The organism is Treponema berlinense, assembly GCF_900167025.1.
Classification (GTDB): Bacteria; Spirochaetota; Spirochaetia; order Treponematales; family Treponemataceae; genus Treponema_D; species Treponema_D berlinense.
The window spans coordinates 19,552-31,784 of the sequence record NZ_FUXC01000004.1; the positions used below are offsets into that span (position 1 = coordinate 19,552).

The window sequence follows — 12,233 nt, forward strand, 5'->3', positions numbered from 1 at the left end:
CTCCTCTCATTTATGTTTTACTTTTCGCATCGCTTTCTTTACCAAACTTAATGCATAATCTCTCTCTGTTTTATTACAGCCTATAGAATACATTGCAAATACGTTTGCCAACACAGTTACTGTACAAGATACAAAAAACTGCACAACCACGTTAAAAGCTGTAAAATAAAAAGCTACATAAGACACCACAAATGTAAATATTGATACTAAACATACTGGTAATATAATTTTTTTTACAAAGTTTAATATAGGAAAATCCATTCGCACTTTTAGGTAGAATAATCTATATATCGAAAAACTTACATTATTAAACAATCTTAAGATTATTACCCAATAAGGTGGCAATCCCAATTTAAACAAAACCCAAGCCAAAGGTACTGTAATCAACGACATACATACTGCAACGATTTGATAGTTTCGAATATTACCAATTGCATACGACACCATCCAAAGGGGACCACATATTGCATCGATTAATGAATATATTAAAATTAACCTTATAAAAACTGGAGCATATTCTGGTACTGTTTTTAACCAGATTTTTAATACTATATCAACGTTAAGACCTAATGGCAAAACAAAAAACCATAAAAGATAAAACGAAAACTTAGAAGTTTTTTGTATCAATCCTAAAAGATACTCTCTATCTCCTGCTGCATATGACTTTATAATCTGAGGTTCAAATGCTGTCTGAAAACTACTTACAAGCTGATAAACTGCATTGTTTACTTGATTTGCTGTACCCATAGCTGCATTTACGATAACACCAAAAAAGCTGTTAAGTATCATATTTAATCCTTGTGTAGTACACACAGAACCAAAACTACTTAATAGACTCCAACCAGAAAAGGATAATAATTCTCCAAATATTTCTTTATCCTTTGTAATCTTAAAATGACAAATACTAAAATTGTGACGTACAAAAAATCTAAACATTAAAAAATTAAGTAAAGCAACTATACTCAGGAAGATACCATATCCTATAAGTTTATCATATGGATAGATACTTAATCCAAAGGCAATTATAAGCTTACCAACACAATCAAATATACTCATCAAAGCAAAAAAAGACATACGCTCATGAGCTACAACAGAAGCATGATAAGGTATATTCATTATACCTAACAAAGTCGTAAAAATTGAAAACTGATAACAAATATTTGCAGCTTTCAACCTACCTTCTGGTACTACCAAAATATTATTTACATACCAAAGACCTGCTGTTTCTGATAAAAGCAATACTAATAAAGCTACAAAAAAATGTGTTATTACGCTTACACAAAAGACTTTATGAGCTTTATTACTGTTATTTTCGCCTAATGCAAAATTAAGATATCGTACAGTAGCAGCAGAAGAAGAGTTTGTTATAAAGGTAAATAATACAACTACCCCACCAACTATATTATACGTACCATAATCAGCTATACCCAAATTAGCCATTATTACACGCACTGTGTAGAGGCTTACGAGCATAACAAAAATCATACGTCCATATAAAAACAGTGTATTTTTTGCTATACGTTTATTTCTATTCTGATCTTCCATCTTTACCAATAGCCTTTAAAAACTCATCATAATTACGGATGTATTCTTTTTCATCATAATGCTCACTTGCAAGAACAACCAGTTTACATCCATAACTAAAATCATGCATTTCTCGCCACATGCCAGGCCCTATATATAAACCAACATCAGGACGATTAAGTAACACAGTTTCCCGTTTTTCGCCATCATCAAGAACAAAACGGCAAGCTCCATCCATGGCAATTATTACCTGCTCCAGCTTTGTATGAGCATGAAATCCTCGGCTTTCATTTGGAAGGGTATCAAACATATAGTACATACGTTTAATTTCAAAAGGGAGATCAACTCCACCTTCTAAAGCAACCAGCTTTCCACGATTATCACCATGAACAGGAAAATCTATCATTCTATAATTCATTTCAATCTCCTACTTACAATCTTGAATAATTTCAACTAAATTAAAACAACCTTTTTCAATCAACTTTTTCTGAACATCTTCATCATTCAATTCACCAGCAAGACAAACTTCATCAGCCAAAATTGTTGCAGTTGCTTCCCTATGTTCAAAATCCAATCCAACTTCATTACAAGCATACTTAATAATGAACTTTATATAACTATCACCATACAAAACGACCTTTGTTTTACCGGCAGCTTTTGCTTCCATAAACTTCTTACAAAATGTTTCACTATAAACATTTGCAAGCTTAAATGTCCGCAACGCAAAAGCTTTACCCCGTTTTGCAAGTTCAGCAATCCCATCAGCAGTAACAGCATACGCAAGCTTACGACCATTTACATTTGTCAACATTATCCAGCCTCGTTCAACAAATCGCCCAAGAATTGCATTCATCATTCCCAAAGACATATTTGCTTTTTTTGCCAAAGTTCTCTGACTGGCCTGAGGCTCTTCATTTAATGTTTCCGAAATAACCTGTAAAGTCGCTAAGTCCTGCTCCATTTACATCCCTACTCTAATAATAAGCTCAAATATCTTCATGAACAAAATGTTCGCTCTATTTAACATTTTAATATTCTTATGAAAATTAGTAAACAAAATGTGTTCAAGTTTAGAACGTTTTTAGAAAATTTGGTTAAATTTTGCCAATATTTTTTCGAAAGGATTACCAGAATTTATCTTATCAACCACAACAGGACATTTTCTGCTATAAGTATAGGAAGACACAGTTTGTACCAATCCAACATAACTGTCTTTTTCACCTACAATCTCAATACCATCTGTAGTTTCATCAGCTGGAATGAAGAACTCTTCTGAGTTCACATTTTTTACCATTTTTCGCATCTGCAGCAAAGTTATGTTTGCACGACGATTTACAAAAATATTTCTGGCATTTGTTTCTGAGATTTCATATTTCTTTGCAACTTCCATGTAATCATGTTTATATTTCTTTATGAACAAAGAGGTATCTTAAGGATTCCATGATTCCAAAGTTGGTTTTGAATTCTTGAATTGAATTATTGAAGCTAACCGATACCAAAATAGAGATGGAAATAAAAATATTTCATTGTTATCAGTCCACGCTGATTCTTCCACAACATCATGTAATCATATTTATGTTTTTTTATGAACAAAGATGTATCATCTGGGTTCCAAACTTCCAAAGTTTTTACTTCATAAGGGATATCTTCATCCGTAAAATATACTCATTCAGCTGGTGCAAAGTATGGAACGAGGGAACTCATTACTATGAAGGATGGCACCATGTTTCCAGTTGCAAGTTTATAAAGTGTAGCGTGAGGCACATTTTTTTCTTCACACCAGGATTTCAGTTTTCTTTCCTGAAGTAAATTCAGTAATTTTTTCTGAGCATAAGTTACTCTTACTTGTTCTAACATTTTTTCACATTTCTATTCATTTATTTTTTCTGCATATAAGTTATACAAACCATTTACTAAAGTTTGTTTTGAATTCCTGAATTGAATTATTGAAGTAAGCCTATACCAAAACAAAGCTGGAAATAAGAAAATTCCATTTGAAACTGACTTTGTTAATTTCTTTATGATTCCATCAAGTTTTTTTACTTTGTTTCCATTGGTTGAGAATACAAGGGCTAATTTTCCATCAACTCCTGGAAGAAGTATTAGTTCTCCATCTGTTTCACTTTTCCACCCCCTAACCACAAACGCCTTTTTATCAGTACATTTAATTTATTTTTTATTGTACTATAAGTTAATTTTTTTTGTCTCCCAGCAAATACATATATGACTTACATCAGAGGAGATTTATATGGATACACCAAAGTAGACCCAATCTACAATGCAGCTTCTGACTACTGTCTTCCAGCAGGTCGCCTTATTCCTGTTCAGTTTGCAAAAATGGAAAACGGCTATGAATCAAATGTAGTAGCTACACGCACTTCAATTGGAGCAATGGAAAACACTCTCAAATAAAACAAAAAAGGTGTTTTCTACAACTTCAAAGATGAACAGGGAGAAATCCATGTAGCATCTCTTTTCTTCCCAGAACAGACTCAAAATCCTGAAGGTATTATCAATGCCTCAAAGGACAAAATTCAGCAGATGGATAACCTTAAAGATGTTTCAATGGTCATTGCAACCAGCGAACCAAAGGAATACCTTGTCACTTACATCGCTGCCTGCCGTTCAGGAATGAAACTTTCTGTTGATCCACAGATTGCAGAAGAGTTCAAAGAAAAAATCATGCCAACGCTGGAAAACGATATTCGTGATCCAGACAAACGTGATAAGACAATGCCAACTCTCTCAAATATTTTATTTGAAGCTGATAAAAGAGGTGCAGAAATCTGCCGTACTCTTGCAGCGGAAAATGGTCAGACTGTTACTCCAAAAAAGAAACAGCCAAAAATGGAGATGTGCTTTTAGCATTCTAAATTAAAAACAAAAGCAGACTGCCCACTGCTGAATTAATTTCAATCATCGTTTCGCAACACATAGGAGTACAGCAAGATGGAATTTTTTCAGACAACATGACGAGACGGGTCTGCTTTTAATCACGAATGTTTTATCCAGGGGAAAATTATTTTTTCTGGCTTTTTTTAATATCAAAAATATTTGTATGAGAACTGATTCTGTAACAAGTCATCACAAGTACGCATTCGTCAGAATCTTTCTTATAAACAAGTAACAAATCCGGATGTACATGACATTCACGATATCCTGAATAATTACCTGTAAGTTCATGGTCATGATTCTTTTCTTCTAAAGGAGAATCATCCAGAAGTTTTTTGATTATTTCGTCGGTATCTTGAGTTTCCTGTTTATTGAGTTTCTTATAATCAATTTTGAAACTTCTGGTGATTTTTAACTGATACTTCATTTTTCCATTGCCACCTTAAAGGCATCAAATGAATTGAAGACTTCAACATCACCATTTTTTTCTTCGGCTATGGCAATATCCAGTCCATTAGTCTGCTGAGAATTCTTATATTCAAGAAACTCCATGAATTCAAAAAGTTCAGCAAAACATGATTCTGGAAGAGTCTGTAATTTTTCCTGTAATACAGCGATAGGCATATCTGAACCTCCTGTACTCCTAGTATATACAGATTTTTAATAATTTTCAACTTACAGTATTTTTTATAAGTTTATTCGAAAATATATTTTTTTAGCTTTCCTGACTTTTTCAGAATATTCAGCTTCCAGCTGTTTACATTCCCAAATTTTTAACAACCTGCTTAGTAAATAATTTGCGTCCCTTCATTAGTATATAAGAATGAAAGAAATGTCCTCTTCAGTTATATGAGGATAAAATCCGTTCAATAGAATTGACTGAAGAACTTCAAAACTATGTGTAAAATGATGTAGGTTATCAGAACTGATTTCACTCATATTTTTTTCCTTGAATTTATTGCTTAAACTTCTGATTCTTAAGGAAATCAGCCACATCATCAATTTCTGGATAAATAAATCGTTTATTGATGTTCATTGCATCTAATTCATCCAATATTTTTTCCTTATTTTTATCTGGAATAAGAAAAAGAAGTTTTTTATCATTATTTTTCAAAATTGAATCTTCTATGGACGCAGGTTCGGCTTTTGATTTCCCCATTCCCACAAGTAAGAATAACCCCTGCTGATTAAGAATTCTTTTATTATCAAGTGGAACATGAACAACAAAGCATTTATGTAAATCAGCTGGATTAATAATATTCAAAAAAGTAGGCTTTTCAAATTTAATTTGATGAAGCAAATAAGGAATATCACCCTGTTCACAAAAATCTTCAGGTTCTAATTTGTCATTACCAATATCAAAAGTATCTTTCATCATTGCAAGATTAGATACGATAGATACTGTATCACTATCATAATATTTTTCAGTCTCTTTAGACTGAAAGAACAACACTTCACCGCTATAAGAGAAATCAGAGGCTTTATCTTTTTCACAAGCGAAATATAAAGCAATGTAGGGATTACTAGTAATGTCTAACAGTCTGGTAGGAGCGTTGTAATGTTGCATTTTCGTGAGCTTTCCTAGCGTTGTATTGAGATTTGCAAAATCTTGCGGATTACTAATAAGCATTTCGTGAACAAAATCTTTCTCATGATTAATCCAGTTGCCTCTAAAAATACTTGGAAGAACAGACCAATTTAAATTCTGTTGACCACGAAAATATACATTTGTATGAAGCAGTTTATATTTTTCAAGCTTATTGGAGAATTTTACAAGAGAATCGATTTTTTCAAAATGAACTCTAGTTTCATCATATAAAATAATTTCTGAGTTTATATTCTATTTGTGATGACAAATGTAATTCATCTGATGTTATTTGAACATACCCCTTTGATTTTAGAATGTTATTATAAGATTCAATTATTTTCATCATCTGTATACCTCTCATTTTTGAGTCATAATTGCTATTTACTATAGCAAACAATATTCAATTTCTGAATATTGCTATATCACAATTACCCCTTTATGACCAAAAGACAGCCTCCAATAAACACTTTGCATTGATTATGCCCACAAAGACTCAAAGAAGTATTTCCACGGAAGTATTTCAATGCCGTCAACCTTGCGCGGAAACTCTTCTCGGCAGACTACAATGTAACGCTTAAAGATTTCTTCTTCCCGCAATGCTTTAAGACCTTTTAAATGTTTATCTGTAACTGTGTCTGTAGATTTAACTTCTATTGCGAGGTCGTCATCAAGACAAAAATCAACTTCATTCCCACTTGTTGTACGCCAGAAGGTAAGGCGTGAACGCGGACTCTTATAAGAAATCCAGGCTTTTAACTCCAAACAGATCAGTTGCTCAAAGTATTGTCCAAATTCTTCATTTCCTTCATATGGAACAGAAATATTTTGAAGCGTCCTGGCAACAGCAATGTCGAAAAGGTAAAATTTTGAAACGCTTACGCTTTTTCTTTTTTTACCAGCAGTGTACGGCTCAACCATAAAGCCCAGCAAAGTATCTTCTAAAACCTTGTAAGCTCAGGACAGAGTTGAATCTCATCTATAAAAATCGCACAGTCATGCAAACCAAGAAGTTCAACCTGTTCCGTCAAATAGCTGGGGTTTCTCTGAATCTGTAAGCGGAGCTTTCCTTTAAGAAGATTCCACTTTAAGGCAAAGGTTTCATCACTAAGCTGGTCAACTAGAGTTGATTTTCCTGTCTGTCTTGGTCCGAACAAGAAAAGTGACTTCTTTTTGATTAAATCTGAAACATCAAGAATTCTCTTTGTTTTGCACTCCATAAAGACCTCATTATGTATATTATAACATAAGCAGTCAAAAAAAAATCAACATTTCTGTAGTTGATTTTTTGATATTTTCAACTATAGAAATGTTACAGATAAAGGAAATCAACAAAGGCTCTATAGCCCCAAATCCTTCATCAACTGCCGGCTAAATTCTTACTTCCCTCAAATTCAAAAGAAACTGCCATTAAACAATTCCGGCTTAGAAAACCTGTCATCAAAAATATAATCTAGAAGTCTGACCATCTTTCCAAGACTCTTCACAAAGAAATAGAAATTATTGTAGAATTCCAGTCAAGAATACCGTAAAACAGATGGAAGAAACACAAAAAGAAATCTACGAGCATGAAAAAGAAGAATACGAGAGAAAGATGAAGGAACGCAAGGAACATCCAGATGTAAAAGTAATTTGTGCTACTGAACGAGAGCCACATGGGAAAACCGTCAAACAGATTTTTGAAAAACTGCCAGAAAGACTTCCAGAAGAATAATCTGGTGAAACCATGTCAAAAGAGAAAATGAGGATCCGCCTTAAAACACAAGAGGGACAGAAAATCTACTCAAAAAGAAAGACAACTGTCGAACCTGTCTTTGGAATTATAAAGCGTGTAATGGGATTCCGCCAGTTTTTGATGCGTGGTCTCGAAAACATCGGTATTGAATGGGATTTGGTGACAATTTCATACAATGTAAGCCGGATGTATGCACTGAAAAACCTTTCGCTTGCAAAAATGTAGAAAAATAAAGAAACCACCTGATATTCAATAAAAATAATATCCCGAAAGATATTCGTTAGGTGCTCGTTTTCATGAAAATCAGATGGTCAGACTCCTAGTGCAAAAACATTAAAACGGCAAATTCCTAAACTACTTAAAGTTCATGCATAGCTCTCTACCCCGCTGTTTTAAATCTCGATGTCTTTTTAATACAAAATGTCCGAAAGAACAAGCAAATGTCCAAGAGAATATAGGGATTACACATGCGCATTGCAAATTGGTCATTACTTAGCAGCGTTCCTATTGCTGTTCGGTTTGTTTTTGCGTGCTGAATCACATTTAACACCTTTTTTCATAAGTTCATACGATTTTGCAGCTAATGTTATATACGAAAGCACATAGGGACTGTGTGTCGTCATCACAATTTTGTTTTCATCATTAACATTTGCCGCTTCCAGCAAAAAAGCCAAATTTTTCATCTGCGATCCTAGAGGCACATACAAGAGGAACTGCTCTCCCAGATTTTTATTCCAAAATAAAAGTTTCTTCTCCCGCCTCGTCCACAAAATCCTCTCCGTACAAAAACATTCCACTAACCGTCGCACAACACTTTCCCGCCCGTCGCAAAACATTATCCTGTATGTACAAAAACATTTTGCTGAGCGTCGCTCAAGATTTTATGGCACAATACAGATTATTCTGCAAACATACGACTCATAAAAACACAATTGAGCTATTTTCCAGTATAAAAACTTGTTTTACTATATTCTTGCCATTTGTCGTACATAGCCTGATAATTATCTTTTATAAAGGCTTGAATTTTGTTTATTTCCCGGTATGACCTTTTGTAAATCAGGCATATTTCACCTCCACTTTTTTTATCGGTTTTAAGAATTCATCTGGATTTATATAAAGGCTTCTTAAAATTGGAATCAAATCAATATATTCTTCTTCCAAATCATTATTATGAGCATATTTTGCCATTACCACCAGATATCCTTTATCCCACTGTACTACAGATTCATAGCGTTCCAAAGAATAAGGTGCTATAAACTTAAGACGAGTTTCGCCAAAAGAGAATGTAGTATATCGACCTTCGTTGACAGATAAGCTTTATTTTCGCCCATAATACACCTTTTTTATCATATCATAATTTTTAAAATCCTGCCAAAAAATTTTTCTTAATTTTTACACACAAATTATTATACTTTCGGCGAATTTTTTATTATATTCCGCTTGACAATTCACCAAAAGTATAATAATTTAATGTATGTAAGGCGAACAAATCTGCTCCCGCCCTACAAGCAAAGGAAACCCGCAAGGTTTCGTAATTCTAGCCTTTATAGGAGTGGCTAATATGGCAGAAACAATGGAAAACATTTTTTCAAGGAGGGTAAAAGATTTAATGAAGGAAAACCGCTTCTCGCAGAAAAAACTGTGCGAGCTTTGCGGTATTACAGAGGCAGCATTCAGCCGCTATATGACCAGCGGAAGACTGCCCAGGACGGATGTGCTTGCGAATATCGCAAATGCACTTAACACAACAAGCGACTACCTTACGGGTAACGACACCCATTACGGCTACGAGCAGCTTGAAATTCTTTTGGCTTCCAGCAAAGACAACCTTAGCCTGAACCAGAAGAAAAAGCTTGTGGGAATCCTGATGGATGAATACAAAACTGCCCAAGAGGTGTAAAAATGCAGCATTACATGGAGGTAAACTATTGGAAAACTGCACTGAACAAACGGAAAAAACAACGGATTGTACTACAAAGCCCCAAACGCTTCCAAGCTGGAAGGTAAGCCAGATTATCCTTACGGTGGTAAACCTTTTGAGCGAGGAAGGCTATTTTAGAGAAGGCTTTGACTATATGGAGATGATTCGCAAAAAGGGCATTGTGTTAAAGGAATACTCGGCTTTTAAAAGCGAAAATCTTCTGGAACTGCAAAAGGTGTCTATAGGGCTTTGGAACGAAGGCTTATGCCTTATTTTTCCAGACCCGCAGACGGGCGCGACCTGCCGCATGATTGCCTACAACGACAATAAATCTGCGGCAGAAGTAATGCAGATTATATTCCATGAGCTTGCCCATATAATGCTCAGGCACACACAGCAGAGCAACCTTGGAGAAATGGAAGCGACCTTATTTTCCGGCGTTGCAATGCTTTTGATGGTTTTGGAACAGCAGTTCCACATAGGGCGAATGATTGCAGAAAAGGGCGACAAGACAATGCTCAAAGGCATTCAGAAAGGCCTTATGCAAAAATTCAATGCACAGGAGGTACTATGAAGAAATGGGTATAAAAAAAGCCTGTCTTAGTAAATGCGCCAACACTTACTAAACAAGCTTCCACGGTCGAGAGCCACAATGTGATTCTCTTTTCTTAACGAATTAAAGAATTATATCACACATCGGCTCTCCTTGTCAAAAAATATTTTTAGATGGTCAAAGACGGTCATTGAACCTGTCGAAATGACTTCTGAAATATCGCAAAATCAGGTGGTTTCGACAAATTCCACCACCACATTTAAACATTGCCATAGGAGGGCAACATTATGTTAAACATTAAAACTGTAAAGAATCTTCTTATTACAGATGAATCAAAAGACGGCTTCTGCTTCAGAAGTTCGTGCTCACAGTCTCTCAGCCAGAAAGAGCTCGCAAGCGAAATGGCTGACTGGAACTCTTCTTTCACGGAGGCAGACTATCTGGGTATGCTTTCCGTAATGGAGAACATCGTCGTAAAATACCTTGCCAAAGGTTACTGCGTGGAGCTTCCTTTCGGAACTCTCAGAGCAAATGCCACAGGTACCTGTGCTAACATTCAGGACGGCTTTACGCTGGGAAGTGGAAACCACACACTTGGATTTCTGTTCAACGCAAACGAGGCGACCACCGCAAATGTAAAGGCAAAGCTCGAATACAAGCAGCTTCCGCCTGACATCACCGGTGAAGCAAAGCTCTACCGTGTAACCGCATTGAACGACGACGCAAGCGAAAGCACGAACCTTTCCGTAAGCAAAGGCAAGACGCTCCGCCTGCACGGTCGTAACCTCACCTTCGACATCACGGACGAAAACCAGGGCGTATTTCTGGAAAACGAAAACGGACTCACCCGCCTTTCAGTCTACAACCGCCGTGGCACGAATGTAGTCGATTCGCCAGTTCCGAGCGAACTTGCAGCAGGAAGCTACAACGTGAGCATCGTCACCAAGCCGGGCAACACCTACTTTACCGCAAACATTGATTCTGTTGTAACGGTAGCGTAAATTTTTAATTTCAGGACGCGGTGGGCGACATGCGCCTGCCATGTCCTGATTGCGCGTCTTTATAAACCCCATAGATATACAAGAAGAATTCTTATAAAACCGTCAATTTTTTTTAGGGTTTGCATAATCTGAGGTGTCAGACTTTCCGTCTGAAAGAACAAGTATCCTGGAAAAAGAGGTTTTTCATACAGTTTTCCCTGATTTGTTTTTAACGTTCTCTGGAAATAATACAGTTCAGCCGTACAAGCCTGCTCACAAAATGCCTTCCGCGCCTTTTTTTTAAATTCTTCCTCTTCGCCGGTTCTAACCATTAAGCAATAGTATTCCATAAAACTCCCTGTACAAAAAACCTAAAAAATCTTATCTTCGGACGAGTTTGACTGTATCAATTCCAGAATATCCGTACAGCCCGCCTTTAAAAGTTTTTCTTTTGTTTCTTTATCATTCATTTCGCCGGCAATGGCGTATTCGTTATCTTTTATCTCAGGCTCTTTTAATTCAGAAACTTTTTCAAATTCAATTTTATTTTTTGAACAGGCATATTCCAGAAGAAACTTTACATAGCTTTCTCCGTAAAGCACAACCTTTGTTTTTCCATGTTTTTTTGCAAGGGCAACTTCTTCTGTCATTATCTGATTATACGAATTTGCGATTTTAAAAGTTTTTTCTACAAAATTCTTTCCGCGTTTACGAAGTTCCCTCATTCCTTCGTTTGTCAAAGCATAAGCGAATTTTCTTTTATTCACGTTTGTAAGCATTATCCAGCCACGTTCGGCAAAACGTCCCAAAATCGCATTCATCATTCCCAATGACACATTTGTTTTTTTTGCCAAAACACGCTGACTTGCGTTCGGATCTTCTTTGAGAGTATTAGAAATAAGCTGTAATGTAGCAAGGTCTTGTTCCATAATTTTTCTCCGTGAACAAATTTTCCAAGCCTATTCTATAAAAAAATATAGAATTGTTGAATAGAAAAATTTTTCGCAAACATTCGTAAATATCAGCAATTTTTTTGAACAAAA

The 12,233-nt window shown here is 35.6% G+C and carries 21 protein-coding genes and 1 pseudogene; 7 read left to right on the forward strand and 15 right to left on the reverse strand.

Translation table 11 applies throughout. The annotated features are described in order from the left end of the window. Nucleotides 1-6: 6 nt before the first annotated feature. The 6 genes from B5D47_RS04430 to B5D47_RS04455 form a co-directional block, all read right to left on the reverse strand. Entirely contained in the window at nucleotides 7-1,545 is a 1,539-nt protein-coding gene (locus B5D47_RS04430) for a lipopolysaccharide biosynthesis protein (RefSeq protein ID WP_078930628.1), read from the reverse strand. Further along, nucleotides 1,529-1,942 carry a sugar 3,4-ketoisomerase gene (locus B5D47_RS04435; protein ID WP_078930629.1) on the reverse strand — a complete coding sequence of 138 codons (414 nt, stop codon included), beginning with the start codon at nucleotides 1,940-1,942 and terminating at the stop codon, nucleotides 1,529-1,531. Before B5D47_RS04435 ends, B5D47_RS04430 begins: the two co-directional genes overlap by 17 nt. Nucleotides 1,943-1,951: 9 nt before the next feature. Next, nucleotides 1,952-2,485, reverse strand: coding sequence for a winged helix-turn-helix transcriptional regulator (locus tag B5D47_RS04440; RefSeq protein WP_078930630.1), 534 nt, complete (start codon nucleotides 2,483-2,485; stop codon nucleotides 1,952-1,954). A gap of 120 nt (nucleotides 2,486-2,605) precedes the next feature. After that, on the reverse strand, nucleotides 2,606-2,914 hold the full coding sequence (locus B5D47_RS04445; protein ID WP_078930631.1) for a hypothetical protein: 309 nt from the start codon (nucleotides 2,912-2,914) through the stop codon (nucleotides 2,606-2,608). 275 nt (nucleotides 2,915-3,189) lie between these two features. Beyond that, nucleotides 3,190-3,381: a hypothetical protein gene (locus tag B5D47_RS04450; protein WP_078930632.1), complete on the reverse strand. Its 192-nt coding sequence runs from the start codon at nucleotides 3,379-3,381 to the stop codon at nucleotides 3,190-3,192. A 12-nt stretch (nucleotides 3,382-3,393) separates the two neighbouring features. Further along, nucleotides 3,394-3,666, reverse strand: coding sequence for a hypothetical protein (locus B5D47_RS04455; RefSeq protein WP_078930633.1), 273 nt, complete (start codon nucleotides 3,664-3,666; stop codon nucleotides 3,394-3,396). Between the two features lie 81 nt (nucleotides 3,667-3,747). Between B5D47_RS04455 and B5D47_RS04460 the strand changes: the two genes are divergently transcribed. Beyond that, a complete protein-coding gene (locus tag B5D47_RS04460) occupies nucleotides 3,748-3,936 on the forward strand; it encodes a hypothetical protein (RefSeq protein WP_078930634.1) in 189 nt (62 codons plus the stop codon). A 129-nt stretch (nucleotides 3,937-4,065) separates the two neighbouring features. Further along, nucleotides 4,066-4,389: a hypothetical protein gene (locus B5D47_RS04465; protein ID WP_078930635.1), complete on the forward strand. Its 324-nt coding sequence runs from the start codon at nucleotides 4,066-4,068 to the stop codon at nucleotides 4,387-4,389. 154 nt (nucleotides 4,390-4,543) lie between these two features. Here B5D47_RS04465 and B5D47_RS04470 read toward each other — a convergent pair whose 3' ends face one another. The 5 genes from B5D47_RS04470 to B5D47_RS04490 form a co-directional block, all read right to left on the reverse strand. Continuing rightward, entirely contained in the window at nucleotides 4,544-4,843 is a 300-nt protein-coding gene (locus B5D47_RS04470) for a type II toxin-antitoxin system YafQ family toxin (RefSeq protein ID WP_078930636.1), read from the reverse strand. Next, nucleotides 4,840-5,040 carry a DUF2281 domain-containing protein gene (locus tag B5D47_RS04475; protein ID WP_078930637.1) on the reverse strand — a complete coding sequence of 67 codons (201 nt, stop codon included), beginning with the start codon at nucleotides 5,038-5,040 and terminating at the stop codon, nucleotides 4,840-4,842. Before B5D47_RS04475 ends, B5D47_RS04470 begins: the two co-directional genes overlap by 4 nt. Before the next feature lie 331 nt (nucleotides 5,041-5,371). Further along, nucleotides 5,372-6,253, reverse strand: a complete 882-nt coding sequence (locus tag B5D47_RS04480; RefSeq protein ID WP_078930638.1) for an FRG domain-containing protein — start codon at nucleotides 6,251-6,253, stop codon at nucleotides 5,372-5,374. Between the two features lie 228 nt (nucleotides 6,254-6,481). After that, entirely contained in the window at nucleotides 6,482-6,922 is a 441-nt protein-coding gene (locus B5D47_RS04485) for a DUF4143 domain-containing protein (protein WP_078930639.1), read from the reverse strand. Nucleotides 6,923-6,942: 20 nt separating this feature from the next. Further along, nucleotides 6,943-7,221, reverse strand: coding sequence for an AAA family ATPase (locus B5D47_RS04490; protein WP_078930640.1), 279 nt, complete (start codon nucleotides 7,219-7,221; stop codon nucleotides 6,943-6,945). 317 nt (nucleotides 7,222-7,538) lie between these two features. Here B5D47_RS04490 and B5D47_RS11425 point away from each other — a divergent pair, with 317 nt between their 5' ends. Next, complete coding sequence (locus B5D47_RS11425) at nucleotides 7,539-7,715, forward strand: hypothetical protein (protein WP_159443485.1); 177 nt, start codon at nucleotides 7,539-7,541, stop codon at nucleotides 7,713-7,715. A 27-nt stretch (nucleotides 7,716-7,742) separates the two neighbouring features. Next, nucleotides 7,743-7,961 (forward strand): annotated as a pseudogene (locus tag B5D47_RS04495) (transposase); the annotation flags it as partial. A gap of 263 nt (nucleotides 7,962-8,224) precedes the next feature. Here B5D47_RS04495 and B5D47_RS04500 read toward each other — a convergent pair. Further along, entirely contained in the window at nucleotides 8,225-8,419 is a 195-nt protein-coding gene (locus B5D47_RS04500) for a hypothetical protein (RefSeq protein ID WP_143592606.1), read from the reverse strand. 373 nt (nucleotides 8,420-8,792) lie between these two features. Then, nucleotides 8,793-8,990, reverse strand: coding sequence for a DUF7724 family protein (locus B5D47_RS04505; protein ID WP_456154924.1), 198 nt, complete (start codon nucleotides 8,988-8,990; stop codon nucleotides 8,793-8,795). 307 nt (nucleotides 8,991-9,297) lie between these two features. Here B5D47_RS04505 and B5D47_RS04510 point away from each other — a divergent pair, with 307 nt between their 5' ends. The 3 genes from B5D47_RS04510 to B5D47_RS04520 all read left to right on the forward strand — a co-directional run bounded on the left by B5D47_RS04510 (nucleotide 9,298) and on the right by B5D47_RS04520 (nucleotide 11,211). Then, complete coding sequence (locus B5D47_RS04510; protein ID WP_078930643.1) at nucleotides 9,298-9,636, forward strand: helix-turn-helix domain-containing protein; 339 nt, start codon at nucleotides 9,298-9,300, stop codon at nucleotides 9,634-9,636. Between the two features lie 28 nt (nucleotides 9,637-9,664). Continuing rightward, nucleotides 9,665-10,231 (forward strand): ImmA/IrrE family metallo-endopeptidase, encoded by a 567-nt coding sequence (locus B5D47_RS04515; protein WP_078930644.1) that lies wholly within the window; start codon nucleotides 9,665-9,667, stop codon nucleotides 10,229-10,231. A gap of 266 nt (nucleotides 10,232-10,497) precedes the next feature. Beyond that, nucleotides 10,498-11,211, forward strand: coding sequence for a DNA-binding domain-containing protein (locus tag B5D47_RS04520; RefSeq protein WP_078930645.1), 714 nt, complete (start codon nucleotides 10,498-10,500; stop codon nucleotides 11,209-11,211). 59 nt (nucleotides 11,212-11,270) lie between these two features. Here the strand turns inward: B5D47_RS04520 and B5D47_RS04525 are convergent, their stop codons facing one another. After that, nucleotides 11,271-11,540, reverse strand: a complete 270-nt coding sequence (locus B5D47_RS04525; protein ID WP_078930646.1) for a transcription termination/antitermination NusG family protein — start codon at nucleotides 11,538-11,540, stop codon at nucleotides 11,271-11,273. Between the two features lie 21 nt (nucleotides 11,541-11,561). Continuing rightward, nucleotides 11,562-12,119 (reverse strand): winged helix-turn-helix transcriptional regulator, encoded by a 558-nt coding sequence (locus tag B5D47_RS04530; protein WP_078930647.1) that lies wholly within the window; start codon nucleotides 12,117-12,119, stop codon nucleotides 11,562-11,564. Nucleotides 12,120-12,233 lie beyond the last annotated feature (114 nt).